Origin of the sequence: Amycolatopsis sp. MJM2582 (assembly GCF_000754115.1) — a bacterium.
Taxonomy (GTDB): Bacteria; Actinomycetota; Actinomycetes; order Mycobacteriales; family Pseudonocardiaceae; genus Amycolatopsis; species Amycolatopsis japonica.
The window spans coordinates 400,755-427,445 of sequence record NZ_JPLW01000005.1; the positions used below are offsets into that span (position 1 = coordinate 400,755).

At 68.8% G+C, this 26,691-nt stretch carries 21 protein-coding genes and 1 riboswitch; of the genes, 9 read left to right on the forward strand and 12 right to left on the reverse strand.

The window, feature by feature from the left end:
- The first annotated feature begins 54 nt into the window (after positions 1-54).
- The 3 genes from ED92_RS29720 to ED92_RS29730 all read left to right on the forward strand — a co-directional run bounded on the left by ED92_RS29720 (position 55) and on the right by ED92_RS29730 (position 2,882).
- Complete coding sequence (locus tag ED92_RS29720; RefSeq protein ID WP_037344070.1) at positions 55-723, forward strand: acVLRF1 family peptidyl-tRNA hydrolase; 669 nt, start codon at positions 55-57, stop codon at positions 721-723.
- A gap of 142 nt (positions 724-865) precedes the next feature.
- A complete protein-coding gene (locus tag ED92_RS29725) occupies positions 866-2,494 on the forward strand; it encodes an ABC-F family ATP-binding cassette domain-containing protein (RefSeq protein ID WP_037344071.1) in 1,629 nt (542 codons plus the stop codon).
- A gap of 178 nt (positions 2,495-2,672) precedes the next feature.
- Positions 2,673-2,882, forward strand: a complete 210-nt coding sequence (locus ED92_RS29730; protein WP_003071237.1) for a helix-turn-helix domain-containing protein — start codon at positions 2,673-2,675, stop codon at positions 2,880-2,882.
- On the opposite strand, the gene ED92_RS29735 is transcribed toward ED92_RS29730, so the two are convergent.
- Positions 2,883-4,184 carry a glycosyltransferase family 87 protein gene (locus tag ED92_RS29735; RefSeq protein WP_037344072.1) on the reverse strand — a complete coding sequence of 434 codons (1,302 nt, stop codon included), beginning with the start codon at positions 4,182-4,184 and terminating at the stop codon, positions 2,883-2,885.
- A gap of 146 nt (positions 4,185-4,330) precedes the next feature.
- Here ED92_RS29735 and ED92_RS29740 point away from each other — a divergent pair, with 146 nt between their 5' ends.
- Positions 4,331-6,196, forward strand: a complete 1,866-nt coding sequence (locus tag ED92_RS29740) for an ABC transporter ATP-binding protein (protein WP_037344073.1) — start codon at positions 4,331-4,333, stop codon at positions 6,194-6,196.
- An 84-nt stretch (positions 6,197-6,280) separates the two neighbouring features.
- Here ED92_RS29740 and ED92_RS29745 read toward each other — a convergent pair whose 3' ends face one another.
- Positions 6,281-7,429, reverse strand: a complete 1,149-nt coding sequence (locus ED92_RS29745) for an EstA family serine hydrolase (protein WP_037344075.1) — start codon at positions 7,427-7,429, stop codon at positions 6,281-6,283.
- Between the two features lie 91 nt (positions 7,430-7,520).
- Positions 7,521-8,249 carry an SIS domain-containing protein gene (locus tag ED92_RS29750; RefSeq protein WP_037344077.1) on the reverse strand — a complete coding sequence of 243 codons (729 nt, stop codon included), beginning with the start codon at positions 8,247-8,249 and terminating at the stop codon, positions 7,521-7,523.
- A gap of 131 nt (positions 8,250-8,380) precedes the next feature.
- Between ED92_RS29750 and ED92_RS29755 the strand changes: the two genes are divergently transcribed.
- From ED92_RS29755 to ED92_RS29770, 4 genes are all read left to right on the forward strand, one after another.
- The gene (locus ED92_RS29755) at positions 8,381-9,076 is read left to right on the forward strand and encodes an alpha/beta hydrolase (RefSeq protein ID WP_037344078.1); all 696 of its coding nucleotides are present in this window, start codon (positions 8,381-8,383) and stop codon (positions 9,074-9,076) included.
- Between the two features lie 21 nt (positions 9,077-9,097).
- Positions 9,098-10,360: a cyclopropane-fatty-acyl-phospholipid synthase family protein gene (locus ED92_RS29760; protein ID WP_037344079.1), complete on the forward strand. Its 1,263-nt coding sequence runs from the start codon at positions 9,098-9,100 to the stop codon at positions 10,358-10,360.
- 94 nt (positions 10,361-10,454) lie between these two features.
- Positions 10,455-11,663, forward strand: coding sequence for an LCP family protein (locus ED92_RS29765; protein WP_037344081.1), 1,209 nt, complete (start codon positions 10,455-10,457; stop codon positions 11,661-11,663).
- A 133-nt stretch (positions 11,664-11,796) separates the two neighbouring features.
- Positions 11,797-12,327, forward strand: a complete 531-nt coding sequence (locus ED92_RS29770; protein WP_037344083.1) for a GNAT family N-acetyltransferase — start codon at positions 11,797-11,799, stop codon at positions 12,325-12,327.
- On the opposite strand, the gene ED92_RS29775 is transcribed toward ED92_RS29770, so the two are convergent.
- From ED92_RS29775 to ED92_RS29815, 9 genes are all read right to left on the reverse strand, one after another.
- Complete coding sequence (locus ED92_RS29775; RefSeq protein ID WP_037344085.1) at positions 12,314-12,778, reverse strand: peroxiredoxin; 465 nt, start codon at positions 12,776-12,778, stop codon at positions 12,314-12,316. The genes ED92_RS29770 and ED92_RS29775 overlap by 14 nt on opposite strands.
- 17 nt (positions 12,779-12,795) lie before the next feature.
- Positions 12,796-14,607: a bifunctional diguanylate cyclase/phosphodiesterase gene (locus ED92_RS29780; protein ID WP_037344559.1), complete on the reverse strand. Its 1,812-nt coding sequence runs from the start codon at positions 14,605-14,607 to the stop codon at positions 12,796-12,798.
- A 234-nt stretch (positions 14,608-14,841) separates the two neighbouring features.
- Positions 14,842-16,287, reverse strand: a complete 1,446-nt coding sequence (locus ED92_RS29785; RefSeq protein ID WP_200882758.1) for a cytochrome P450 — start codon at positions 16,285-16,287, stop codon at positions 14,842-14,844.
- 138 nt (positions 16,288-16,425) lie between these two features.
- Entirely contained in the window at positions 16,426-18,699 is a 2,274-nt protein-coding gene (metE, locus tag ED92_RS29790; protein ID WP_037344088.1) for a 5-methyltetrahydropteroyltriglutamate--homocysteine S-methyltransferase, read from the reverse strand.
- 98 nt (positions 18,700-18,797) lie between these two features.
- Positions 18,798-19,021, reverse strand: a riboswitch (cobalamin riboswitch).
- Between the two features lie 201 nt (positions 19,022-19,222).
- Positions 19,223-20,299 (reverse strand): ribonucleotide-diphosphate reductase subunit beta, encoded by a 1,077-nt coding sequence (locus tag ED92_RS29795; protein ID WP_037344090.1) that lies wholly within the window; start codon positions 20,297-20,299, stop codon positions 19,223-19,225.
- 76 nt (positions 20,300-20,375) lie between these two features.
- Positions 20,376-23,381 (reverse strand): ribonucleoside-diphosphate reductase subunit alpha, encoded by a 3,006-nt coding sequence (locus ED92_RS29800; RefSeq protein ID WP_037344092.1) that lies wholly within the window; start codon positions 23,379-23,381, stop codon positions 20,376-20,378.
- A gap of 222 nt (positions 23,382-23,603) precedes the next feature.
- Complete coding sequence (locus ED92_RS29805) at positions 23,604-24,212, reverse strand: acetoacetate decarboxylase family protein (protein WP_037344094.1); 609 nt, start codon at positions 24,210-24,212, stop codon at positions 23,604-23,606.
- On the reverse strand, positions 24,209-25,048 hold the full coding sequence (locus tag ED92_RS29810; protein WP_037344096.1) for an enoyl-CoA hydratase-related protein: 840 nt from the start codon (positions 25,046-25,048) through the stop codon (positions 24,209-24,211). The genes ED92_RS29805 and ED92_RS29810 overlap by 4 nt, the downstream gene beginning before the upstream one ends.
- A gap of 100 nt (positions 25,049-25,148) precedes the next feature.
- The gene (locus ED92_RS29815; RefSeq protein WP_037344098.1) at positions 25,149-25,541 is read right to left on the reverse strand and encodes a MerR family transcriptional regulator; all 393 of its coding nucleotides are present in this window, start codon (positions 25,539-25,541) and stop codon (positions 25,149-25,151) included.
- Between the two features lie 50 nt (positions 25,542-25,591).
- Here ED92_RS29815 and ED92_RS29820 point away from each other — a divergent pair, with 50 nt between their 5' ends.
- On the forward strand, positions 25,592-26,446 hold the full coding sequence (locus ED92_RS29820; RefSeq protein ID WP_037344100.1) for an NAD(P)-dependent oxidoreductase: 855 nt from the start codon (positions 25,592-25,594) through the stop codon (positions 26,444-26,446).
- Positions 26,447-26,691 lie beyond the last annotated feature (245 nt).

Here is a 26,691-nt window from a genome sequence, read left to right on the forward strand (position 1 = left end):
GCTCAGCCGAGGGAAGGAGGCCTTCACGCGCGTTGGATACCGTACGTTGGACCCATGGCGAGGGAGCGGCAGGTGGCGGGCGGAGGCCGGGCGGTCGAGGTCGCCCCGGATCGGCTCGAAGGCTGGTACGCGCGCTTCGCCGTCCGCAACGAAGGCGTCCGCTCGACGGAACTGAAGCCGGACACCGTCACGGTCGTCGCGGAGAACGGCGTCGTCGCCGTCGCGACCGTCCCTTTCGGACCGTTGAAGGCGGAAGGAACGATGACGGGACTGGTCGTCGGCCCGCTCGTCGAGCACGCACTGATCTCGCGGAGGATCGCGCTTCTGCTGGTGCGCCGCGGCGGGCACAGTGTCGGGATCGCGCGCGGGGGAGTGGTCGTCCAGTCCAGGACGGACCGTCATCTCGTCCAGGGCCGGTCCGCGGCGGGCGGCTGGTCGCAGCAGCGGTTCGCGCGGCGTCGGGAAGGGCAAGTCCGCACAGCGCTGCGTTCCGCCGCGGAAGACGCCTTCGAGGTGCTCGTCCCTCAACTGTCCGAAGTGGACGCCGTCGTGCTCGGCGGTGACCGCCGCGCCTTGGAAACCCTGCGCGAGGACCGGCGGTTGGCGCCGTTGTTCGAGCGTGCCGAACCCCGCGTTCTCGACATCCCGGAACCACGCCGCACGGTGCTCGAGGACGCGGCGGAGCGGGCAGTAGCGGTCGAAATCACCCTCGCCGGGCCGTGACGTCGGGCACGGTCGGATAAAACCGTTCGACACCGGCCCGTACACTGATCGCGTGGACATCCTCTTGGAGTAGCTCCTCGCCGGCCCGTCGGCCGGCGAGTCGAAGCTGTCCGCTCATCCACCCCTTGTACCGGGAGTTCCCGTGATCACGGCCTCTGGCCTGCAGCTGCGCGCTGGTTCGCGCATCCTGCTCGACGACACCAACGTCCGCATCCAGCAGGGCGACCGCATCGGCCTGGTCGGCCGCAACGGCGCCGGCAAGACCACCTCGCTCAAGGTCCTGGCGGGGGAGGGCGAGCCGTACGCGGGCGAAGTCCGCCGCAGCGGCGAGCTCGGCTACCTCCCGCAAGACCCGCGTGAGGGCGACCTGTCCGTCACCGCGAAGGACCGCGTGCTCTCCGCTCGCGGCCTCGACTCCTTGCTGCGCAACATGGAAAAAGCGCAGAACGCGATGTCGGAGCTGGTGGACGAGAAGGAACGCGACAAGGCGGTCAACCGCTACAGCCGTCTCGAAGAGCGCTTCGCCTCTCTCGGTGGGTACGCCGCCGAGAGCGAGGCCGCGCGGATCTGTTCCAACCTCGGCCTCGCCGACCGGGTGCTCGCGCAGACGCTGCAGACGCTCTCGGGTGGTCAGCGCCGCCGCGTGGAGCTGGCCCGGATCCTGTTCGCCGCCGCCGAAGCGGGCGCGGGCGGCAAATCCGAGACGATCCTGCTGCTCGACGAGCCCACCAACCACCTCGACGCCGACTCCATCAACTGGCTTCGCGGCTTCCTGAAGCAGCACGACGGCGGTCTCGTGGTCATCAGCCACGACGTCGAACTGCTCGCGGACGTGGTCAACAAGGTCTGGTTCCTCGACGCGACCCGCGGCGAGCTCGACCTCTACAACATGGGCTGGCAGCGCTATCTCGACGCGCGCGCCACCGACGAGAAGCGCCGCCGCCGTGAGCGCACGAACGCCGAGAAGAAGGCGTCCGCGCTGCAGCAGCAGGCCGCCAAACTGGGTGCCAAGGCGACGAAGGCCGTGGCCGCCAAGAACATGGCCCGCCGCGCCGAGCAGATGCTGTCCGCGCTCGACGAGACCCGGCAGGCCGACAAGGTCGCCCGGATCAAGTTCCCCGAGCCCGCCCCGTGCGGCCGGACCCCGCTCACCGCGGAGGGGCTCTCGAAGTCCTACGGATCGCTCGAGATCTTCACCGGCGTCGACCTCGCCATCGACCGTGGGTCGAAGGTCGTCGTGCTCGGATTGAACGGTGCCGGAAAGACGACTCTGCTCCGCCTGCTCGGCGGAATGGAAACTCCGGATACCGGCGAGACCATTCCAGGTCACGGGTTGCGTTTGGGCTATTACGCACAGGAACACGAAACGCTCGACCACGATGCGTCCGTGTGGGAAAATATCCGTCACCTCGCGCCGGACACCGGCGCGCAGGAGTTGCGGAACCTTCTCGGCTCGTTCCTGTTCACCGGCGAGCAGCTCGATCAGCCCGCCGGCACGCTCTCCGGCGGTGAGAAGACGCGGCTCGCGCTCGCCGGTCTGGTGTCCAGCGCTGCCAACGTTTTGCTGCTCGACGAGCCGACGAACAACCTGGACCCGGCCAGCCGCGCCCAGGTCCTGGACGCTTTGCGCAGCTTCGCCGGAGCGGTGGTCCTGGTGACGCACGACCCGGGCGCGGTCGAGGCGCTGGAGCCGGAACGCGTGATCCTCCTGCCGGACGGAACCGAGGACCATTGGTCGGCGGATTATCTGGAACTTGTCCAGCTTGCGTGAGGCCTGCGTCCGTTCGGGTGCTTGATCGATGCCATCCGGCCACTGAAATGGCCCAATGTGATCGCGGTTTCAGCAGTTTTGCGCTCGTCGTCTGGCATTCCGGCGCTCAGTGTTCGATCATTGCGGCGACAGGGGCCGTTATGTGGCCCAGAACACTCTCGGCGGGAAGGCGATCGACGTGGCTGATCTCAAGAAAGGCGCGCGGATCACCGGCAACACGCGTGACAAGCTGGCCGCTGACCTGAAGAAGAAATACGAGAAGGGCTCGAGCATCCGCGCCCTCGCGGAGTCCACGGGTCGCTCGTACGGGTTCGTGCACCGGGTCCTCTCGGAGTCCGGCGTCCAGCTGCGCGGCCGTGGCGGTGCCACCAGGGTCAAGAAGAAGTAGTCACGAGGAAGTAGCGGACTGCTGCGCGGGGGGCGCAGTTCCCTTTCCAGGGACCGCTGTTTCACGGGTTTCCGCGGCGAGGAAGGCCAGCCTGGCACCGAGCAGGACCAGCGGATACACCAGGTAGCCGTACCGTGTCGCCGGAGTGAGCATGATCAGCGCGACCAGCCCGACGGCCATGCGCAGCAACGCGTCCGAACCGGTCGCGGGCGGGCGTCGCAGCAGCCAGACCAGGATCGCGACGGCCGCGATCCCGAGCAGGGCGAAGGAAACCGCCGTGCCCACCGGGCCGAGCGAGGCGATGAGGTGGCCGGGCAACGGGCTCGCCGCCGGTGACTTGATCACGCCGATTCCCATCGGGAACCGGAAGACGTGCTCGACGAACGCCTTGGGGTCCACCAGATAGACGGGTACGTGCAGGACGAGGGTCGTCACCACGAGTGCCGCGGCGAATCCGCCCAGTGCGCGAGGACCACGCCGCGTGATCAACAGGACACCGAGCACCACGATCGCCGGCGCGACGATGAGTTTCGCGCTGACCACCAGTGCCAGCACCAGACCCGACAGGACCGCGCGGCCCGTCGAGGCCAGCGCGAAGGACAGCACCAGCAGCCCCACGATGGCCAGATCCGGGCCGGCGACCGCCCAGGTCAGCGCGGTCAGCGGGCAGGCGAGGGCGAGTTGTGCCGCGCTGACCGGGATTTTCGGCCACTTCAGCAACCGCAGCGTCAGCAGTACACATGCGACGGCCGCCAGCGCGAACATCCAGCGGGCGTCGGTGAGGGCGTTCGCGACCGGTCCGCCGCCCAGCAGGGCGCGCGGCAGGCCGAAGACGGTCATCACGGGACCGTATGGCGTGTAATCGTTTACTTCCACCGCGCGACCGAACGCGGTGACGTCGACGTACGGGGTTCCGTTCTCCAGAAGGAGTTTCGCCGAGCGTTCGATGACCCAGACCTCGGGCTGCGCGGCCCACGAGTTGGGTGTGACGAGCCAGTCCACTCCGGTCAGACGGCGAATGACGAGCATTCCCAACGGAAGGATCATGGCGAACAACCCGATGGCGCCGATACCCACCCACCGCGAGCCGAGTGCGCCGGGCGGCGTCTTGCCGCGCCGCGCGGCGATCGTCAGCCAGCCGGTGTGGACCACGGCGAGGCCGTAACCCGCGACGGCGAAGTTCGCCCACACGCGATAGCCGTAGAATTCCGCGACCGCCGTGTTCGCGACGGCGAAGATCAGGCAGCCCGTGTAGAAGACCAGGTCGATGGTCAGTCGTCGCCGGTCGGGGTCCTTGGTCACCGGCTCAGGCTACCGACGTGGCCACCTGCGCCGGAAAGAGGACGCGGAAACCGGGAAGCATCCGGTGTGCTCCGGTGTTGGTCATGCTTATATCCGGGAAAACTCTCGACTAATATCGAGGTTTTGGGGGCGAAGAGAGGGTTCTCATGGACAACACGTGGACGCTGATGAACTCGGCGATGAAGTCGGCCGACGTTCCGAAGGGGCTGCACAAGGGCACGCTCCGCCGCGTCGCACGGTTCGCCAGGCCGCATTGGCGGAGGTTGCTGATATTCCTGGTGCTCACCGTCGTCTCGGCGGTGCTGGCGGTGAGCACGCCGGTACTGGCCGGGAAGGTGGTCGACGCGATCGTCGGCGGGCACGACGTCGCGCTGGTGGTGTGGCTCGCCGTGGTGATCGCGGCGCTGGCGCTGATCGACGCCGGGCTCGGGCTGGCCGAACGGGCGCAGTCGTCGAGGATCGGCGAGGGGATCATCCTCGACCTGCGGCTCGCGGTGTACCGCCACGTGCAGAAGATGCCGGTCGCGTTCTTCACGCGCACCCGCACCGGCGCGCTGGTGAGCAGGCTCAACAACGACGTCATCGGTGCGCAGCGCACGTTCACCGCCACGCTGTCGGGGTTGGTCACCAACGTGATCCAGCTGGCGCTGTCGCTGGTGGTCATGGTGACGCTGTCCTGGCAGGTCACCCTGCTGGCACTGGTGCTGCTGCCGGTGTTCATCCTGCCGACGCGGCGGCTCGGGCGGCGGATGGCCGGGCTGCAGCGGGAGGCAGGCGGGCTCAACGCGTCGATGACCACGCAGATGACCGAACGGTTCTCCGCGCCGGGCGCGACGCTGGTGAAGCTGTTCGGCGACCCGGAGCGCGAGGCGGGCGAGTTCGGCGCGCGGGCCGGACGGGTGCGCGACATCGGCGTCCGCACGGCGATGCTGACGCGCTGGTTCCTGACCAGCCTGACCACGGTCTCCGCGCTCGCGCAGGCGCTGGTCTACGGGCTGGGCGGCTACCTCGCGCTGACCGGAGCGCTCGCGCCGGGCACCGTCGTGGCCTTGGCGTTGCTGCTGACCAGGCTGTACTCGCCGCTGACCGCGCTGGCGAACGTCCGCGTGGACGTGATGACCGCGCTGGTGTCGTTCGAGCGGGTTTTCGAGGTACTCGACCTCAAGCCGATGATCGAGGAGAAGCCGGACCCGCGCCGCGTTCCCGAAGGCCCGGTTTCGGTGGAGTTCTCCGACGTCCGGTTCGGCTACCCGGCGGCGGACCGGTACTCGCTGGCTTCACTGGAGGACGTGTCCACTTTGGATCACCGGGGTGGTGAGGAGGTGTTGCACGGCATCAGCTTCCGCGCCGAACCCGGGCAGATGGTGGCACTGGTGGGATCGTCGGGCGCCGGCAAGTCGACGATCGCCTCGCTGCTGCCGCGGCTGTACGACGTCGACGCCGGTTCGGTCCGTTTGTCCGATGTGGACGTTCGTGAGCTGAGTTTCGCCTCGCTGCGGGAAACCGTCGGTGTGGTGACCCAGGACGGGCACCTCTTCCACGACACCATCCGCGCGAACCTCGAGTACGCGCGACCCGGGGTCACCGACGACGAGATCTGGTCGGCGCTGGAGAAGGCACGCCTCGCCGAGCTGATCCGGGAGCTGCCGGACGGGCTGGAGACCGTGGTGGGGGAGCGGGGTTACCGGCTTTCCGGTGGTGAACGGCAGCGGCTGACGATCGCCCGGCTCCTGCTGGCGCAGCCGAAGGTCGTCGTCCTCGACGAGGCGACCGCGCATCTGGACTCGCAGTCCGAAGCGGCCGTCGGCGAGGCGCTGACCGACGCGCTGGACGGGCGGACCGCGCTGGTCATCGCGCACCGGCTGTCGACGGTGCGGGCGGCGGACCAGATCCTGGTGATCGAGCACGGGGAGATCGTCGAGCGGGGGACGCACGAAGAGCTTCTCGCGCGCGAAGGTCGCTACGCGTCGCTGTACCTGACGCAGTTCTCGGAGGAGCCTGCGGCCGCGTGACCGGATGCTAGGAACGGTCCTTTCCTTGCAAATTTCGCAAGGAAAGGACCGTTCCTAGCACGCCCGGGTGGATGAGAAGCCCGGTCAGGCGAGGGCGGGCGAGGCGAAGGTCGCGTTCACCAGCGCCATCTTCCGCGGATCGTCCCGCATGAGCGGCCCCATCCGGTTCATCGTGTAGCCGAAGGCGATCCCGCTCTCGGGATCGGCGCCGCCGGACGAGCCGCCGAGCCCGTCGTGCCCGAAGGCGCGCGGGTTCGGGCCGAAGCCGCGTTCCTCGCTGCCGAGGTAGAACCCCAGCGCCCATTCGTTGCCCAGCCCGCCGACGACGTCGGCCTCCCGGCCCTGCCCTTCGCGGGCCGTCGCGAGCGCCTCGGCCGAGAGCAGCCGCCCGGAGGCGACCGCGCCGTAGACGGTCGCGATGGCCCGGGCGGTGCCGTGTCCGTTCAAAGCGGGCAGGATCGCGCGCCGCCAGGCGGGATCGTTGGCGTCGCGGCCTTGGACGCGCGGGTTCGCCAGCGCCGCGAGGGCGACCGGGCCGGCGTTGGTGAACGCCTGGGTCAGCGCGGTCTTCATCTCGTCGCTGAGCACGGGCTCGACGAGGGTGGAGCAGCGTGCCAGATCGGCGTCGGAGTCCAGGCCGATCCGGAAGTCCGCGTCCAGCGGACCGGCGATGTGTTCGGCGAAGTACGCGCGGACGTCCTGGCCGCTCACCCGGCGGATCACCTCGCCGACGAGGAAGCCGAACGACAGCGCGTGGTAGCCGCTGGCCGTGCCCGGTTCGAAGAGCGGCGGCTGCGCGGCGAGCAGTCCGGTGATGTGGCCCCAGTCGTAGAGTTCCTCGACCTTGACCGGCCGCTCGACGCCGATCCCGGTCACCCCGGAGCGGTGCGAGAGCAGCCATCGCACGGGGATGTCCTGTTTGCCCGCGGCCGCGAACTCCGGCCAGTACTTCGCGACGGGGGCGTCGATGTCGAGCGCGCCGGCGTCGGCGAGGTGGTGCGCGCAGAGCGCGGTCATGCCCTTGGTGGTCGACCAGACGTTGGTGAGCGTGTCCGCGCGCCACGGGATCGTCCGGTCCGGATCGGCCCAGCCCGCCCAGAGGTCGACCACGGTCTCGCCGTGCCGGGTCACCGAGAACGCGGCGCCGAGCTCACCGCGTCCGGCGAAGTTCTCCTCGAAGGCGGCCCGAACGGGTTCGAAGCCCGCCGCGCAGTCACCGTTGATCTCGGTCATGGCGCGGACCTCCCGTGGGGACACCGACCGGTCGGTATGTGACCGTAGAAGCGTCGCGGGGACGAGTCAAGAGGCCCGCCCCCGCGAATCGCTACCGCAGTGCCGGAACCCGCGCGCCGTACTTGGCCAGCAGCGCGGCGTTGGCCTCGTCGCCACCGTCCACGTTGGAGCTGCGCCACAGCGGGATGTCGACGCCCTGCGCCGCACCCAGGTCCACGACCTCGGCGAGCACGAGGTTCCAGAGGAACGCGTTGATCACTGTGGACAGTGGCGCGGTCCGCGGCGCCTCCGGCGGGTAGCTCGAGTCGCCGGGACGGACGTGCGAGTCGAGCACGATGTTCGCCTCTTCGATCAGCGTCGTGGCCGCGCGCTTGGGCGCCGCGGCCACGGAGGCGGCCGAACTCACCGCGATGACCGACGCCCCGCGTTTGCGCGCCCCGGCGGCCAGTTCGACCGGGTACGGGTTGACGCCCGACGTCGAGAACACCACCAGCAGATCGTCCGGACCGGGGGCGCGTTCGGCGAGCACCTCTTCGGCGAGCCCGGAGCGGCGCTCGGTCTTGGTGCTGTGCTGCGCGCCGTGCAGCGGCAGCAGTTCGGGGTGATAGACCGGGTAGACGCAGGCGAGCCCGCCGGCCCGGTAGAAGGTCTCGGCGACCGCGGCCAGCGAATGCCCCGCCCCGGCGGTGAACACCAGGGCGTCGGCCCGGATGACCCCCAGGATCAGCTCGGCCGACTTCCGGATCTGCTCCGCGTTACCCCGTTCGGCCTCCGCGAGCCGTTCGGCGACGTCTGCACAACGTTCGGTGGTGCTCACCACATCCGCCCTTCCGTCTGGAGATCAGCGACGAATGTATCGCGTGGACCAATCGCCGAAGTGGAATACATGGGGTCATGATCGAGGTTGACCCGATCACTGCGGCCGGGGTTTCGGAGACTGGAGGGTCCAGGGTGAGCGAGGCTGATCCCGCGGTGCGGACTTGGCGGGCACGCGGCCAGGTGAAAGCCGTGGTGCTGGTACTGCACGGCGGCGCGGAGCACAGTCATGCCCGCGTGGCGCCGTGGCGGCTGGCGTACCAGCGGATGGTGCCGCTGGCGAAGGACGTGCACCGGGCCGGCCGGGGGCACGGGGTCGAGGTGCGGCTGCTGCGCAACCGGATCTACGGCTGGAACGACCACGGCACCGACGCGCTCGCCGACGCGCGCTGGGCCTTGGCACGGATCCACGACGATCACCCTGGCGTGCCGGTGATCCTCGTCGGCCACTCGATGGGGGGACGGGTCGGTCTGCGCGTGGCCGACGATCCGGCCGTCGTCGGGGTCTGCGCGCTGGCACCGTGGACACCGCCGGGTGAACCCGTCGACGCCGTCCGCGGCCGCGCAGTGCTGATCGCGCACGGGACCAAGGACCGGATGACGGATCCGGTGGCGTCACACGCTTTCGCCGAACGCGCCGAAAAGGTGACATCGCGGTCGGCGCGGTTTGAAATCGGTGGCGAGGGGCACGCGATGCTGCGAAGGTCTCGGGTCTGGAACCGTCTGGTACGGGCATTCGCGCTCGAGCTGATCGAAGCCGGGGGCACTGACGAAACGCTGAGCGGAGCCTGGGATCGGCCGAGCTCGGAGCGGCTGCGGATCCCGGTCTAGACCGGGCGGGAGGGAGTACCCATGTCCACGTCGAGCGTCGATCGGATGGCAGGTTCGGCCGGCCTTCCCGGTCCCGACGAAACCCGGTGGCCGGGATTGGCCACCCCGCCGCATTCCCCGTTCCGGGCGCGGATCGCCGAACAGTTGTTCCGGCACGCGGTGCGCCCGCTGAACGTCCGCGTGCGCATGCCCGACGGCTCGCAGCTGGGCGCGGGCGGCCCGGACGCGCCCGAGATGCGGCTCAACCGTCCCGCCGCCTTCTTCCACCGCCTCGGCGTGGACGCGAAGATCGGCTTCGGCGAGGCGTACATGGTCGGCGACTGGACGAGCGACGCGCTCGCCGAGGTGCTGACCCCGTTCGCGGAGCGGATGGCGACGCTCATCCCGCCGTTGCTGCAGCGGTTCCGCCGGTTCGTCGACCGCGGTCACCCGGACGGCGAGGAGAACAGCGTCGAAGGCGCACGGTCGAACATCCATCGTCACTACGACCTGTCGAACGATCTGTTCGGCGCGTTCCTGGACCCGTCGATGATGTACTCGTCGGCGTTGTTCGGCCCGGACGACGACCTCACCGCCGCCCAGCACCGCAAGATCGACAGCGTCCTCGACTACGCCGGCGTCCGTGAAGGCAGCACGGTGCTCGAAATCGGCACCGGCTGGGGCGAACTCTCGATCCGGGCCGCCGCGCGCGGGGCGACGGTCACGTCACTGACCATCTCCGAGGAGCAGGCGAAGCTGGCGACCGAGCGCATCGCGGCGGCGGGTTTCGCCGACCGCGTCGACGTCCGGCTGTGCGACTACCGCGACTCCTCCGGCGAGTACGACGCCGTGGTGAGTGTCGAGATGATCGAAGCGGTCGGGGAGGCGTACTGGCCGACGTTCTTCGAGACCATCGGGAAGCGGCTGAAGCCGGGCGGCAGACTGGGGCTCCAGGCGATCACCATGGACCACGAGCGCATGCTCGCCGCGGCTCGTTCGTACACCTGGGTGCACAAGTACATCTTCCCCGGCGGGCTCATCCCGTCGACCACCTCCGTCGAACAGGGCCTGCTCGAGCACGCGCGGTTGAGGCTGGAAGGGGTGCGCGAGTTCGGCCACGACTACGCCCGCACGTTGCGGCTGTGGCGGGAGAGGTTCACCCAGCGGTGGGACGAGATCACCGAACTGGGCTTCGACGAGGTCTTCAAGCGGATGTGGGAGTTCTATCTGGCGTACTCCGAAGCGGGGTTCCGGTCGGGGTATCTCAAGGTCCACCAGTTCGGATTCGCCGAAACCGGACGGTGAGCACCACCCAACCGATGCGGGGTGCCGCACGTCCTTCACCTAGGGTCTGCGGTTGACTGGGCCCCACACGCGAGATCGGGACGGGTGATTCGGCATGACGTATGGAGGCGACGACCGAGGGCGACGGCTGCCGCCACAACGGCCGCCGTCCGGCCGCCCCCGGCGGCACCAGCCCGCGCAGATGATGCCGCTGCCGGGCCGGGGGAGCAGCCCGTACGACGAGCGGACGACGCCGATGGGGCATGGGGGCCAGGAACGCCCCGCCGGCCCGCCTCCGCGCCGTCCAGGCCCGCCGCAGCCCCCTCCTGGGCGTCCGATGGACGACGCGCGCCCCCCGCGGCGGCGCAAGCGCTGGGGTTTCGGCAAGGTGCTGCTCACGTTGCTGACCGTGTTCGTGGTGTTCCTCGCCGGAGTGTGGGTGTACCTGGAGTTCTCGATCAACCGCGTCGACGCGCTGGCCGACTACTCCGGCCGCCCCGTCGCGGCCGAGGGCACCAACTGGCTGATCGTGGGCTCCGACAGCCGGGACGGGCTCACGCCCGAAGAGCAGGAGAAGCTGGTCACCGGTGACTCCAAGGCCGCCGGTGGCGGCAAGCGGACCGACACCATCATGATCGCGCACGTCCCGTCCAACAGCGTCAAACCGACGTTGCTGAGCCTCCCGCGGGACTCGCAGGTGAGCATTCCGGGGCACGGCAAGAACAAGATCAACGCGGCGTTCTCGATCGGGGGCCCGACGCTGCTCGCGCAGACCGTCGAAGGCGCCACCGGCCTGCGCATCGACCACTACGCCGAGATCGGCTTCGGCGGCTTCGCGAAGATCGTCGACGCGATCGGCGGGGTGCACATGTGCGTCGAGAAGCCGATGGAGGACACCCTCACCAAGATCAAGATCCCCGCGGGCTGCCAGGACCTCCAGGGCCCGCAGGCGCTCGGGTTCGTCCGCATGCGGCACAGCGACGCGACCCCGCGTTCGGACCTCGACCGCGTCGCCAACCAGCGGAAGTTCATCGGCGCGCTGGTCAGCGAGATCGGCAGCCCCGGCACGCTGCTGAACCCGTTCTCGCTGTTCCCGCTGCTGTCGACCGCGCCGGACGCGCTGACCATGGATTCGGGCGACCACGTGCACAACCTGGTCGGGCTGGCGCTGGCGATGCGCGGGATCTCGTCGGGCGGCGTCGTCACCACGACGGTGCCGGTGACCAACGGCTCGGCGGAGAACTGGGACAAGACGAAGTCGAAGCTGCTGTTCGACGCGTTGAAGAACGACACGGAGATCCCGGACAGCGCGATCCTGACCTGATCTCCGGCCGGGTGTCATGAAAGGGCCGTTCAGGACGAAAGATGTCCTGAACGGCCCTTTCATGACACTTGCGAAACCCGTTCGGCGCCGAAAACCGGAGGCGCCCGGAGCCGAGGCGCGTCACCATGGGCGGATGGAAGCGCCCGCCGAGACCCTCGCCGACGAAGTCGTCACCCTGCGCCGCTGGAAGCCCGAGCAGCTCGAAACCCTCGCCGCCGTCGCGGGCGACTCCGCCGAACACCTCGGCGCCTGGATGATCTGGGCCACCTACGGCTACGGCCGCCGTGAAGCCGCCGACTTCCTGGAGCGGTCCGCGAAGAACTGGGCCGAAGGCAAGACCTACGACTTCGCGATCCTCGCGGGGGAGGACCTCGTCGGCGGCACCGGCATGATCACGCATCCGGACCGGGTCGAGATCGGCTACTGGCTCGGCAGGCACCACACCGGCCGCGGCTTCGCGACCAGGGCCGCGAAGCTGTTGGCCGACGAGGCTTTCCGGCTCGGCGCGCCGGAGGTCGAGATCCGGCACGACGAGAAGAACCTCGCGAGCGGTGCCGTACCCGCGCGGCTGGGGTTCACGATGATCGGCGAGGAGCCCGCCGAACCGCCGCACGCCCCCGCCTGTTCGGGTGTCAACCGGTCCTGGCGGCTCAAGCGTCCTTAGTCTTGCGCGCACGCAGGGCCGCGAGCGCCTTGTCGGCGTGCACGGTGAACTTCAGCTCGCTCTTGATCACTTCGAGCACCTTGCGGTCGGTGTCGATGACGAAGGTGTGCCGTTTGGCGTGCAGCGGGCTGAATTTGCGCCAGACGCCGAACTGTTTCGCCACCACACCGTCCACATCGGACAGCAGGGGATAGTCGAAGCCGTGTTTGGCCGAGAACTCCTGCTGTTTGGCGACGGCGTCCGGGCTGATGCCGACGCGGTGCGCGCCCACTTCGGCGAATTCCGCGGCCAGGTCGCGGAAATGGCAGCTTTCCGCGGTGCAGCCGCTGGTCATCGCGGCGGGGTAGAAGAACAGCACCACCGGACCGGACGAGAGGAAGTCCGACAGCCTGCGCTCTTCGCCCTTGTCGTCGGGCAGCGTGAAGTCCGGGGCGAGGTCACCTTGGTCCATGGAGCGATCCTGTCACGTCAGTGGGCGTGCCGTTCGATCAGCTCGTCGACCTCGTCCCCGGTCGCGGAATCCGCCACGAACGAACCCCGCGCCGCGAGGACGCCGTACCGCCGCAGCCGTTCGGCCTGTTCGTGACTCTGGACGCCTTCCGCGCCGATGCGCAGTTTCAGCTCCTTGGCCCTGGCGACCAGCTGGCACAGGTGACGGACGTCGGCCTCGTTCTCGCCGTGGGCCAGCGCGTCGACGACCGGGCCGGACAGGATCACGTGGCGGACGGGCAGCCCGTGCCGCGGGATCAGCTCCAGATCGTCCGAACCGGAGATGGTCAGCACCAGCTGTGCGCCCAGATCCGCCAGCACGGCGAAGGAGTCGAGCACCTCGCCGCTCGAGTCGAGCACGGAATCGCGGTCCGTGCACAGCCTCAGCGCCTGAGCGGGCAGGTTGTGCCGGTCGAGCTGTTCCTTGACCAGCAGGACCAGATCGGGCTCGATGGCCAGCCGGGTCGGCAGCCGCACGCAGACGTCGGGAGCGGCGTCGCCGAACCTGCTGCGCCATCGCGCGGTGGCGGCGAGCGATTCGGCCAGCAGCCACCGGCCGAGCGGGATGGTCATCCCGGTGATCTGGGCCAGCGGATAGAACTCGTCGGAGTCCAGTTCGCCCTTCTCCGGATGGCTCCAGCGCAGCCCGGCGTTGACGGCGGCCAGCTGGTCGGGATTCGCGAGCTTCACCGTCGGCTGGTAGATCAGCGAGAACTCGCCGTTCTCCAGCGCGCCCGCGATGACCGCGCCGAGCTGGTAGCGGCCACGGTCACGCGCGTCGAGCTCCGGGTCGAACAGCATCCACTGCGCCTTGCCCGCCTCCTTGGCGCGGTGCAGGGCGATTTCCGCGGCCCGCAACAGGTCTTCGGCGCCGCCGTCGGCGGCCGGGCGGACGACGATACCCGCGCTCGCGCTGACGCCGATCCCGTGCCCGCCGAGGTAGATCGGCTCGGCGAGTTCCTCCAGCGCCTGCTCGACCAGGGCGATCACCTGGGGCGGCGTGAAATCGCCGCGCAGCAGGACGGCGAATCCGTCGCCGGACAACCGGGCGACGGAACCCTCGTGCCTGCCGGCGAACACGGACCTGAGTTTCGTCGCGACGCCGCGCAGCACCTGGTCACCGATACCGGCGCCGAGCCCGTCGTTGATCACCTTGAAGCCGTCGATGTCGAGATAGACGAGGGCGACCTGCTCGCCGCCGGAACCGGCGAGCGCGGTTTCGAGGGCGTTGCCGAACGCGGTGGCGTTGGGCAGGCCGGTCAGCACGTCGTGCACGTTCTGGTGCCGCAGTTGTTCCTGCAGCAGGTGGATCTCGTTGGCGTCGGCGACCATCAGCACCGGATAGGTCGTACCGGGCCGGTCACCGGGGAGATCGGTCAGGGTCACGTCGCCCCAGAGCGGGCCTTCCTCGCTGTGGGCCAGCAGCAGGCGTTCCTGCTGGGTCGGCTGGCCGTGCGTCATGAGTTGCGCGAGCGCGTTCCGCAGGCGGGCGACGTCGTGTTCGGCGGAGCCGAGGTCGGGGATCTCCCGGCCGCGCAGCGAGGCGGGACGACAGCCGAGGAGACGGCCGAGCGCGGCGTTCGCCTCCACGATGGTGCCGTTGGCGTCGGCGAGGGCGATCCCGATGGGAGAGGCGGAGTAGAGCTTGGAGAAGCGCAGCAGCGCCGGCTGATGATCGGGCTCGGCACGGACGGCGTCCTCGGCGACGCCGAGCAGGAACTGTTCGAGTTGCTCCTTGGGAAGCGATACTCCTTTAGTGTCAGCGAGCGTCTCGGCCCATCTCCGGGCCACGTCCACCAACCCTGGCGCGGAACCAGGTTCGGGCACACTTCACCTCTTCATGCGCGGTTGATGGCCAGCTCAGACCGGGTGTCCGAGCCCACGGACCCACACTAGGTATGAGCCGACCGGGTGTAGTGCCACGGCACCATGCGCGATCCGGGGTGTCTACCGGCTGAAAGGGTGATCGCTGCTACACGAGTGGTGACCGGAAGTTACCAAGAGTGCTCGATCGTGGACATGGGTTCACCGAGGCGTCAGGTGGATCGGCAGGCCGTCCGCCGGCACGGGCAGCGACACGTAATCCCAACGCGCGGTGTAGCCCTCCGGGACCGACCAGCGATACGCCCGCAGCATCTCGTGCAGCAGCGCCTTCACCTCGAACGTCCCGAAATGCAGGCCGATGCATTTGTGCGCTCCACCGCCGAACGGCATCCACGCGTAGCGATGCGACTTGTCCTCGCGGCGGTCCTCGCCGAAGCGGTCCGGGTCGAACCGCATCGGATCCGTCCAGTGCTCCGGGGAGAAATGGTTGACGGTCGGGGAAATCCCGACGAGTGTCCCTTCGGGAATGAAATGCCCGAGAACCTCGGTGTCCTTCACGGTCTTCCTGGTCAGGGAAGGAACCGGGGCCACCAGGCGCAGGGCTTCCTTGATCACCAGGTCCAGCGTCGTCAGGGTCTCCAGCGCTTCGATGTCCGGCACGTCGTCGCCGAGCGCGAGCGACTCCCGGCGCGCGCGTTCCTGCCACTCCGGATGCTTGGCGAGGTGGTAGACGGCGGCGGCGCTGGTGATCGTCGACGTGTCGTGCGCGGCCATCATCAGGAAGATCATGTGGTTGACGACGTCGGCGTCGGTGAAGCGGTCGCCGTCCTCGGTGGTGGCGTGGCACAACGCGGTGAAGAGGTCGTCGCCGTCGCTCGCCCGTTTCGCCGGCAGGTTCGCCGAGAAGTAGCGTTCGAGGACCTTGCGGCCGTGCAGGCCCGCCGCCCAGCGGCCGCCGGGGACGGGGAACCGCACGATGGCCGTGCCCGCGCGCACGGAGTTCACGAACGCGCGGTTGATCGCGGCCGCGTCGTCGCCGGAACTCATCCCCATGAACACGCGGGTCGCGACGTCGAGCGTGAGTTGCTTGAGGGACCAGTAGATCCGCGGGTTCGGCCGGTCGGCCCACGCGGCGATGCCGTCGCGCAGGGCCGGGCCCATCTGGTCGACGTAACCGGTGAGCCGTTGCCGGGTGAAGGCCGCCTGCATGATCCGGCGGTGCAGATGGTGCTCGCCGAAGTCGAGCAGCATCAGGCCGCGGTCGAAGAACTGCTCGATGAAGAACTTCCAGCCCTCCTGGGAGAAGGCCTTGTCCTTGTTCACCAACGCGATCTGGGTGGCCTCCGGGCCGGTGAGCGCGACGATGCGGCGGCCGAACGCGCCCATCCACGACACCGGTCCGTAGGTCTCGTAGCGTTTGAGGCCGAATTCGATGCCGAAGCGCATGAAGTCCAGCGCGTGCCCGATCACCGGCGGCCCCTCGTCGCCGAGGACGGGTTTGAGGCCCGGCGGGGCGGGCGCGAGTTCGCGGACCGGCCAGGTCGCGCCGAGCCAGCGCTGGTCGACCGAACGCGGCAGGGGGATCGAGGTGAGCGGCGGAACCCGCTCGCGCAGCGCCCCGGTGACCTTTTCGACGGCGTTCGCCATGGTGACCATCTCCCCGCTGAGACCGGTTACCGCTCCACCATCGCACCCTTATTGACGCGTTGACAATACCTCGATGGAAGTTCCGTGAAGGCCTCCTTGAGGGACCCAGGGGCCCTCAAGGAGGCCTTCACGGACCGGTCAGGCCAGTTCGGAGCGGACCGTGTGCGCGGCCGTGACGAGGTTCCGCAGGGCCGGTTCGACCTCGGCGTAGCCGCGGGTCTTCAGGCCGCAGTCCGGGTTGACCCAGATCCGCTCCGCGGGCACGGCGCCGACGGCGGTCCGCAGCAGGCCGCTGACCTCGTCCACGCCGGGGACACGCGGCGAGTGGATGTCGTAGACACCCGGCCCGACGCCGCGGCCGAAGCCCGCCGCGCCGAGATCGGTGACGACCTCCATCTTCGACCGCGCGGCCTCGATGCTGGTGACGTCGGCGTCGAGCGCGTCGATCGCCTTGACCACCTCACCGAATTCCGAATAGCACATATGCGTGTGGATCTGAGTGGCGTCGTCGATCCCGGAAGTCGCCAGCCGGAACGACGAAACCGCCCACGCGAAGTACGCCTCGTGCGCCGCCGCGCGCAGGGGGAGCAGCTCCCGCAACGCCGGCTCGTCCACCTGGATGACGCGGATGCCCGCCTGCTGCAGGTCGTGCACCTCGTCGCGGATGGCCAGCGCCACCTGACGGGCGGTCTCGCCCAGCGGCTGATCGTCGCGGACGAACGACCACGCCAGGATCGTCACCGGTCCGGTCAGCATGCCCTTGACGGGTTTGCCGGTCAGCCCCTGCGCGTAGCGCGCCCACTCGACGGTCATCGGCTCCGGACGCGAGACGTCGCCGTACAGGATCGGCGGCCGGACGCACCGCGAACCGTAGGACTGCACCCAGCCGAAGTCGGTGGCCGCGAACCCGGCCAGCCGCTCGGCGAAGTACTGCACCATGTCGTTGCGTTCGGGCTCACCGTGCACCAGCACGTCGAGGCCGAGGTCCTCCTGCAGCCGGACGACGCGCTCGATCTCGGCCTTCATCGCGGCTTCGTAGCCCGCGTCGTCCAGCGAACCCGCCTTGTGCGCCGCCCGCGCCTTCCGGACTTCGGTGGTCTGCGGGAAGGAGCCGATCGTCGTACTCGGCAACGGCGGCAGCTTCAACGCGGCCTGCTGAGCGGCCGCGCGCCGGGCGTAGGGGGAGCGGACGGTGTCCTCCGGCCGCAGCGCCTCCAGCCGGGCACGGACCCCGCTGTCGGCCAGATCGGCCGCCGTCGCGCGATCCGCAGCGGCGGCGCGGGCGGCGGAGAGGTCGACACCCTCTTCCTTCAACGCGCGCCCGAGCAGGACGACCTCGTCGACCTTCTGCCTGGCGAAAGCGAGCCAGCCCTTCAGCCGCGGGTGAAGCCCGTCCTCCCGTTCGACGTCGTAGGGCACGTGCAGCAGCGAACAGGACGTCGACACGCTGACCGACTTCGCGGTGCCCAGCAACGTCGCCGCCCGGCTGAGCGCGCGGGTCGGATCCGTGCGCCAGACGTTGCGCCCGTCCACGACACCGGCCAGGACCTCCTTGTCCCGCAAGGCGGGCTCGGAGGCGACGGCGTCCACAAAGGACTCATCGGAGACGAGATCGACGGCGATGGCGTCGATCGGGGAGCGGGCGAGTACGCCGAGTCCGCGGCCGAGCCCGCCGAAGTACCCGGCGACCAGGATCTTCGGCCGCGCGGTCTCCTTCGCGAGCCGGTGGTAGGCGCGGATGAGCGCGTTGAGCTCCCGTTCGCTGCGGTCCGCGGCGAAGGCGGGCTCGTCGAACTGGACCCACTCGACGCCTTCGTCGTGCAGACGGCGAAGTAGTTCGACGTAGCCGTCGAGAAGGTTGTCGAGCAGCTCCAGCGGGCGGAAGCCCTCCGGAGCCGTCTCGGCCGGCTTCGCGAGCAGCAGGAACGTCACCGGGCCCACCAGCACCGGCCGGGTCTCGACGCCGATCGCGCGGGCTTCGCGGTACTCGTCGAGCGGTTTGGTGCCGGTGAGCGAGAACGTCGTTTCCGGGCCGAGTTCGGGGACGATGTAGTGGTAGTTCGTGTCGAACCACTTCGTCATCTCCATCGCCGGCGCGTCCTGCACCCCGCGCGCGGCGGCGAAGTAGGTGTCGAGCGGCGAGAGGCCGAGCGTGGTGAAGCGCTCCGGCAGCGCTCCGAACAGCTCCGTGGTGTCGAGCACCTGGTCGTAATGGGAGAACGTGTTGGAGGGGACGGAATCCAGTCCCGCGTCCTTGAGTTCCCGCCAGGCGCGGGTGCGCAGCGCGCGGCCGGTGCCGAGCAGTTCGGCTTCGCCGATCTTGCCCGCCCAGTAGCGTTCGAGCGAACGCTTGAGTTCCCGGTCCGGTCCGATCCGGGGGTAGCCCAGCACTGTCGTGCCGATTTCGGTCACAGCTCTCTCCTCGCGAGCTTGTCGTCGGAGCCCGGAGCGCGCAGGAGTGACCGCCGTTCGGTCGTGCCCATCCCACGAGGCCCGGACTCACGCACGCCGTCGGCGCGCGTACCACGGGCAGGTCTTCGGACTCGTGGGCGACTCGCTCGCTCCTACCGGCCGTCGCTTCCCGGGGCGCCATGTCCCAGTGCTTTACCGTGTCTCGCACGGTGACGGCTTTCGTTCCCACATACCGCTGCGGGGCAGTCCCGGATTCGCACCGGGTTCCCTGTTACCTCGACCGGCCTGGGAGGCCGGGCGAACCAGTAGCACTCCGGAGCGTACCGAATCCGCGTCTCGCGTGACTGGAGGCGTAACTCACGTGATCAGAGGGACGACTCGCGTGATTGAACGGCGAACTCGCGTGTCTGGAGACGGAACACGCCGGGCGGAGGCCGCCCGGCGTGTCGTCCGTCTGGTCACGCGACTTCGCCGTTCAATCACGCGAGTTACGTGTCTGATCACGCGAGTTACGAGTTCGGGATCAGTCCCAGTCGAGGGCTCCGCCCGACTGGTACTCGATGACGCGGGTCTCGAAGAAGTTCTTCTCCTTCTTGAGGTCCATCGCCTCCGACATCCACGGGAACGGGTTCTCGGTCTCGCCGAAGATCGGCGCGAGGCCGATCTGCTGCGCCCGCCGGTCGGTGATGAAGTGCATGTACTGCTCGATCAGCTCGGCCGAGAGCCCGAGCATGCCGCGCGGCATGGTGTCGCGGGCGTAGGCGACCTCGAGTTCGCACGCCTCGGTCAGCATCGTCCGGATCTCCGCCTGGAACTCCTCGGTCCACAGGTGCGGGTTCTCGATCTTGATCTGGTTGATGCAGTCGATGCCGAAGTTCAGGTGGATCGACTCGTCGCGCAGGATGTACTGGTACTGCTCGGCGATACCGATCATCTTGTTCCGGCGGCCGAGCGAGAGGATCTGCGCGAAACCGGTGTAGAACCACATGCCCTCGAAGATCACGTAGAACGCGACGAGGTCACGCAGGAAGTTCTGGTCGGCTTCCGGGGTGCCGGTCTCGAAGTCCGGGTTCTCCAGGTTCTGCGTGTACTTCAGCGCCCACGCGTCCTTGTCCGAAATGGACGGGACCTCGCGGTACATGTTGAACAGCTCGCCCTCGACCAGGCCGAGGCTTTCGCAGATGTACTGGAAGGTGTGCGTGTGCACGGCCTCTTCGAACGCCTGGCGCAGCAGGTACTGGCGGCATTCGGGGTTGGTGATCTGCCGGTACACCGCGAGCACGATGTTGTTGGCCACCAGCGATTCCGCGGTGGCGAAGAAGCCGAGGTTGCGCTTGAGCATGGTGCGCTCGTCCTCGGTGAGGCCGTCGGGCGACTTCCACAGCGCGATGTCGGCCTGCATGGCGACCTCGGTCGGCATCCAGTGGTTGTTGCAGCCGGCGAGGTACTTCTCCCACGCCCAGGTGTACTTCATCGGCAGCAGCTGGTTGACGTCGGCGCGGGCGTTGATCATCCGCTTGTCGTCGACGTTGATGCGGGCGGCGCCGACTTCGATCTCACCGAGGCCCGTGGCGTCGGCGGAGGCGTCAAAGGTGGTCATGGAGGCTCACTTCACGAGTCGGGGGTCGTGAGTGGCGATTCGGGTTAGAACCCGAATCGCCACTCACGACGATGTCTTACTGGCAGGCTTCGCAGTCGGGGTCGTCGATCCGGCAGGCGGCGCCTTCGGTGGCGACGAAGTCGACGTCCGAGACCTTCGGCATCTCCTTCGGCTCCGGCTTGGCGGCGGGAACCGCGGCCGGGACCGAGGCCGCCGGGACCGCGGCGGCCGGCGACGGCGACACCGCGGCGGAAGCCGACGGCGCGGGCGAAGCGGCGGGAGCCGGGGCGGCGGCGGGCTTCGGCGAAGCGGGTGCGGCGGGGGCCGGGGTGGCCGAAACCGCGTTCAGCTTGCCGTCGGTGCCGCGCAGGGTGCTCTTCTCCACGTGCGTCGCGGACCGGGCCCGCAGGTAGTACGTGGTCTTGAGGCCCTTGTGCCAGGCGTAGCGGTACAGCTCGTCGAGCTTGCGGCCGCTGGGCGCCGCGATGTACAGGTTCAGCGACTGGGCCTGGTCGATCCACTTCTGGCGCCGCGAACCGGCGTCCACCAGCCACTTGGACTCGATCTCGAACGCGGTCGCGTACAGCGCCTTCAGGTCGTCCGGCACGCGGTCGATCTGGCCGAGGCTGCCGTCGAAGTACTTCAGGTCCGACACCATGACCTCGTCCCACAGCCCGCGCTCCTTGAGCGAGCGGACCAGGTGCGGGTTCACCACGGTGAAGTCGCCGGACATGTTCGACTTGACGAACAGGTTCTGGAACAGCGGCTCGATCGACTGCCCGACGCCGCAGATGTTGGAGATCGTCGCGGTCGGCGCGATCGCCATCACGTTGGAGTTGCGCATGCCGACGGTCTTGACCCGCTCACGCAGCGGCGCCCAGTCCAAAGTGGACGAGGTGTCGACGTCGAGCGCGTCGCCCTGGCGCGCGTCGATCAAGAGCTGCATCGAGTCGATCGGCAGGATTCCCTTGCTCCACAAGGAACCCTCGAACGTCTGGTACTGGCCGCGCTCCTCCGCGAGGTCGGTCGACGCCGAGATCGCGTAGTAGCTGATGTGCTCCATGCTGGTGTCCGCGAACTGCACGGCCTCGTCCGAGGACAGCGGGACACCGATCTCGAACAGCGCGTCCTGGAAGCCCATCAGGCCCAGCCCGATCGGGCGGTGGCGCAGGTTGGAGCGGCGCGCCTCCGGGATCGTGTAGAAGTTGATGTCGATCACGTTGTCGAGCATGCGGACCGCGGTGCGCACGGTCTTCTCGAGGCGCTTGGTGTCCAGGCCCTCGGGGGTGACGTGCTTGAGCAGGTTCACCGAGCCGAGGTTGCAGACCGCGACCTCGTCGGTGGTGGTGTTCAGGGTGATCTCGGTGCACAGGTTGGACGAGTGCACGACACCCACGTGCTGCTGCGGCGAACGCAGGTTGCACGGGTCCTTGAAGGTGATCCACGGGTGGCCGGTCTCGAACAGCATGGTCAGCATGCGGCGCCACAGGTCGACCGCGCGGACCTTGCGGAACACCTTCAGCTCACCGCGTTCGGCGGCGGCCTCGTACTCGCGGTAGCGCTCGGCGAACGCGTTGCCGTAGAGGTCGTGCAGGTCCGGGGTCTCGTTCGGCGAGAACAGCGTCCACTGCGCGTCGGCCTCGACCCGGCGCAGGAACTCGTCCGGCACCCAGTTCGCGGTGTTCATGTCGTGCGTACGACGACGGTCGTCACCGGTGTTCTTGCGCAGGTCGAGGAATTCCTCGATGTCCACGTGCCAGGTCTCGAGGTACGCGCAGGCCGCGCCCTTGCGCTTGCCGCCCTGATTCACCGCGACCGCGGTGTCGTTGGCGATCTTGAGGAACGGCACGACACCCTGCGACTGGCCGTTGGTGCCCTTGATGTGCGCGCCGAGGCCGCGGACCGGGGTCCAGTCGTTGCCGAGACCGCCCGAGTACTTCGCCAGCAGCGCGTTGTTCTTGTACGCCTGGAAGATCGAGTCCAGGTCGTCGTCGACCGTGGTCAGGAAGCAGGACGACAGCTGCGGGCGCGTGGTGCCCGAGTTGAACAGCGTCGGGGTGGACGCCATGAAGTGGAACGTCGAGAGCAGCTCGTAGAACTCGATGGCACGAGCCTCACGGTCGTCCTCGCGGATCGCCAGGCCCATCGCGACGCGCATGAAGAACGCCTGCGGCAGCTCGAATCGAACCCCGTCGTGGTGCTGGAAGTACCGGTCGTACAGCGTCTGCAGGCCGAGGAAGCCGAAGTCGAGGTCGCGCTCGGCGCGGATGGCCGCCGTGATCTTGTCCAGGTCGAAGGCCTGCAGCTCGGGGTTGACCAGCTCAAGCTCGATGGCGCGCTTGAGGTAGTCCCGGAAGTACTGCGGGTACCGGGTGGTCATCTCGTCCTGGCTGGCCTGCTGCGGCACGCCCGCGAGGTAGCTGAGCGCTTCGCCGCGAAGCTTGTCCGCGAGCAGCCGGGCGCTGACGTAGGAGTAGTTCGGCTCCTGCTCGACGAGCACGCGCGCGGCCATGATCTGCGCGAGGGCGAGCTCGTCGGCGCTGATGCCGTCGTAGAGGTTGCGCTTGGCCTCGGCCAGCACCGGCTCCGCCGAGACGTCCTCGAGACCGGCGACGGCCTCGCCGACGACGTGCGAGACGCGGGCCCAGTCGAGCGGGCGGAGCGAGCCGTCGGCCGCCTTGACGCTGATGGCGACGTCGGACGACGCGGGCTTCTCGGCCTCGCGGGCCTTCGCGCGCTCCTCGCGGTACAGGACGTACGCGCGGGCGACCTTGTGGTGCTCGCCGCGCATGAGCGCGAGCTCGACGATGTCCTGGATCTGCTCGATGTGCAGCGCGGTCTCGGGACCGGCGTGGCGGAGCAGGGTGGTCTCGATCTGCTCGGTCAGTTCCTTGACCAGGTGGTGGATCCGCGACGAAGCGGCCGCGTCGCCGCCCTCGACGGCGAGGAAGGCCTTGGTCACCGCGACCGAGATCTTGTTCGCGTCGAAGGGGGACACGCTGCCGTCCCGCCGGATGACTCGCACGGTCGCGGGCGTGGTGTCCGAGGACGAGGGCGGCCGCTGACCGGTTTCCACTGACATGCATGTCTCCAAAAGGGCGCGTTGAAGCACCACAAGGCCTCACAAGGCCGTGCGCTGCACGTTCACAAAGCTGTCCGACCACCGCTCCCGAGCGGTCTCCCCGTCGCTGGGCGGTGCCGGTTCCCAGAGACTACATGTAGGGGTCGGAGGCTGCACGTGCCCCAATGGGTGGCGTGTCGTCGGCTCACCCTGGCGGGTTAGACGATCACGCTGAGCGGCTGGTCAACCGCCGAAGACGATCTTGAAATCGCGCAGGCAGGCGTTCAGGACGGGCCGCTGACCGGCCAGGAAGCCGAACGGCCCGGACTCGTTGATCCGCCAGTCCGCGGCCGCCGGACCAGGCCTCGCCTTCGCCCGGACGGGGCTCCTTTTGAGACGACCGTCCAGCATTTGGACGACGTCGAAGGCCGCCGGCATCCGCACCGGGAGGCTCGGGCAAGGCGTGAAGGCCGCCGTCGCGATCCAGTCGTCCTGGGTGGCCGCCGAGGCGGTGAAGGTCCGGCCGTGGGCGAAGTCGAGCGCGGCGAGATCCTTGGGGATGCCCCACAGCGCCCGCCCGCCGGCGAGCGAGACCTCGCTGTCGACCCAGATGTCGGTGATGGAGCTGGACAGGCGCTCGCCGCGGACCGCGACCGTCGCCAGCAGCTCGTGGTACTGGAGCTGTCCGGGTTCCTGGTAGTCGATCCAGGTGGTGAACACCTGGGCGCGGCCGCCGATCACGATCGGTTCGACGCCGCCGGGCAGTGCGGGCAGTTCGCTCACCGGGACACGCCAGATCGACAGGTACGCCTGGCCGGCCAGGTTCCAGGGTTCCGGGGGATAGGCGGTCACTTGTTCAGCCAAGGCAAGTAGGGAGGCTGGTCGGTGTCGACGCGCATGGAGAACTCCGGTGGTCGTTTCTGCAGGAAGGACACGACCCCCTCGACCGCGTCCGGGCTGGAGCCCAGGCCGCCGATCAGCCGGGAGTCGAGCTCGTGCACGGGGAACGGCGATTCCGCGCTCGCCATCCGGTACAGCAGCTGGCGGGTCACGGCGACCGAGACCGGCGACGTGGTCGCGGCGATCTCGCGAGCCAGTTCGCGGGCCTTGCCGAGCACTTCTTCGGGCTCGTGGACACTGTGGACCAGCCCGGCCGTTTTCGCTTCCTCGGCGCCGAAGACGCGGCCGCTGATCATCCAGTCGAGCGCCGTGCCCATCCCGACGAGCCGGGGGAGGAACCACGCGGACGCGCCTTCGGGGTAGATCCCGCGGCGGACGAACACGAAGCCGAACCGGGAGTCCGTGGACGCGAGGCGGTAGTCGCACGACAGCGTGATCGTGACGCCGCCGCCGACGGCCGCGCCCCGCAAGGCCGCGATCACCGGCTTGTTCATCGTGAAGATCCGCTTCGAGCAGCGTCCCGCCGGCTCCTGCCACGCCGCGTCCGGCCCGGTCTCCGGGTCGAAGTCGAAACCGCCCTGCGTGAGGTCGGCGCCCACCGAGAAATCCTTGCCGTTGCCGGTCAGGATCACCACCCGGACGTCCTCGTCGCGGTCGGCGCGGTCCATCGCGTCGCCGAGTTCGTCGGCCATGCGGATGGTGTAGCCGTTGCGGGCCTCGGGCCGGTTGAGCGTGACCGTCGCGATGCGGTCTTCGACCTCGTAGGTGATTTCGGCATACGCGCTCATGACGTGAAAGTAAGCCAGTGTTGACAAGGTGTCAACAAGGCTCATTCGACGTCGTTCAGATGGTCCGCCTCGCCGATGCCCTGCTCCCGGATCGCCTCGTTCACGCGGCGGTGCCGTCGAACGGCGGATAGGTCTCGGCGCCGAGCCGCTCGGCCACGACGATGTACTCGGCCAGCGCGTCACGCGATCGGTTCAGCTTGGCCAGCTGCTCGTCCAGGCGGCCGAGCCGCTCGCGCATCGCGGCCAGCAGTTCGGGGCAGCCGATCAGCTCGGGCTCCTCGCCGATCGCGCAGGGGAGCAGGTACGCGATGTCCTCGGACGACAGGCCGGCGGCGAGCAGATGGCGGATCTGCCGCACGCGCAGCAACGCCGTCTCGTCGTACTCGCGGTAGCCGTTCGTGCCGCGGCTGGCCTCCAAGAGGCCCTGCGCCTCGTAGTAGCGCAGCTGGTGGGCGTTGACGCCCGTCCGGTGACTCAGTTCACCGATCTTCATCGCTTTCCCCACTTGACCTTCATACCGGTATCAACGTTGACGATCGTGCCATGACAGACAAAACGAACACCCCGATTTCGGTCGTCGGCCTCGGCCTGATGGGCACCGCGCTCGCCCGCGCGTTCCTGAAGGCCGGGCATCCCACCACCGTCTGGAACCGGACGGCCGCCAAGGCGGACGCGCTCGTGGCCGAAGGCGTGCGGCTCGCGCCCACGATCGGTGACGCGCTCGGCGGCGTGACGATCGTGTGCCTCACCGACTATCCCGCCGTGCGCGAACTGCTCGGCGACGCCCGGCTCGAGGGCACGACACTGGTCAATCTCACCTCGGGCGACTCCGCGCAGGCGCGGGAAACCGCCACCTGGGCCGAAAAACACGGCGCCCGCTACCTGGACGGGGCGATCATGGCCATCCCGTCGTCGATCGGGACCGACGAGGCGGTGATCCTGCTGAGCGGACCGCGGCCGGACTTCGACCTCGGCGCGCTCGGCACGGTCAGCCATCTGGGCGAGGACCCCGGCCTCGCGTCCCTGTACGACGTCGCCGGTCTGACGATGATGTGGAGCGTCCTGAACGCGTGGCTCCAGGGCACCGCGATGCTCAAGACGGCCGGCGTCGACGCCGCGACGTACGCGCCCTTCGCGCGGCAGATCGCCGCCGGGGTGGCGGACTGGCTGCCCGGCTACGCGGAGCAGATCGACAAGGGTTCGTTCCCCGCCGAGGTGTCGGCGTTGGAGACCGACGCGCGCGCGATGGCGCACATGGTCGAGGAGAGCGAGGCGCTGGGCGTGAACGCCGAGCTGCCGAAGCTGATCAAGGCGATGACCGATCGCGCGATCGCCGCCGGGCACGGGGGTGAGCAGTATCCGGTGCTGATCCGGGAATTCGAGCGGCCGGGGAGCTGAGCTGTCCCCGGATGTCCGTGAAGGCCTCCTTGAGGGACCTCTGTTATTGAGGGGAAAGTCGAACATGGCGTGATCGAACCTGCGATGTGTCCACAACGGACCCCTTGCGCGGACTGTGCGCCCGATTGATGTCATGATGTCCGGTTCCGCGCGCGGGGTCGTGAGTGGCAAAGAGGGTTAGAACGACCATCGCCACTCACGACCCCTGACCCATACTGCGCAAAGTGCCCAAAACGGACACCTTG

What these genes read in the sequence shown, in the direction of transcription:
- ED92_RS29720 (WP_037344070.1), top strand. Translation starts at nt 55, where the DNA reads ATGGCGAGGGAGCGGCAGGTGGCGGGCGGAGGCCGGGCGGTCGAGGTC.
- ED92_RS29740 (WP_037344073.1), top strand. Translation starts at nt 4,331, where the DNA reads ATGGACAACACGTGGACGCTGATGAACTCGGCGATGAAGTCGGCCGAC.
- ED92_RS29745 (WP_037344075.1), bottom strand. Translation starts at nt 7,429, where the DNA reads ATGACCGAGATCAACGGTGACTGCGCGGCGGGCTTCGAACCCGTTCGG.
- ED92_RS29760 (WP_037344079.1), top strand. Translation starts at nt 9,098, where the DNA reads ATGTCCACGTCGAGCGTCGATCGGATGGCAGGTTCGGCCGGCCTTCCC.
- ED92_RS29765 (WP_037344081.1), top strand. Translation starts at nt 10,455, where the DNA reads ATGACGTATGGAGGCGACGACCGAGGGCGACGGCTGCCGCCACAACGG.
- ED92_RS29770 (WP_037344083.1), top strand. Translation starts at nt 11,797, where the DNA reads ATGGAAGCGCCCGCCGAGACCCTCGCCGACGAAGTCGTCACCCTGCGC.
- ED92_RS29775 (WP_037344085.1), bottom strand. Translation starts at nt 12,778, where the DNA reads ATGGACCAAGGTGACCTCGCCCCGGACTTCACGCTGCCCGACGACAAG.
- ED92_RS29785 (WP_200882758.1), bottom strand. Translation starts at nt 16,287, where the DNA reads ATGGCGAACGCCGTCGAAAAGGTCACCGGGGCGCTGCGCGAGCGGGTT.
- ED92_RS29795 (WP_037344090.1), bottom strand. Translation starts at nt 20,299, where the DNA reads ATGACCACCTTTGACGCCTCCGCCGACGCCACGGGCCTCGGTGAGATC.
- ED92_RS29800 (WP_037344092.1), bottom strand. Translation starts at nt 23,381, where the DNA reads ATGTCAGTGGAAACCGGTCAGCGGCCGCCCTCGTCCTCGGACACCACG.
- ED92_RS29810 (WP_037344096.1), bottom strand. Translation starts at nt 25,048, where the DNA reads ATGAGCGCGTATGCCGAAATCACCTACGAGGTCGAAGACCGCATCGCG.
- ED92_RS29815 (WP_037344098.1), bottom strand. Translation starts at nt 25,541, where the DNA reads ATGAAGATCGGTGAACTGAGTCACCGGACGGGCGTCAACGCCCACCAG.
- ED92_RS29820 (WP_037344100.1), top strand. Translation starts at nt 25,592, where the DNA reads ATGACAGACAAAACGAACACCCCGATTTCGGTCGTCGGCCTCGGCCTG.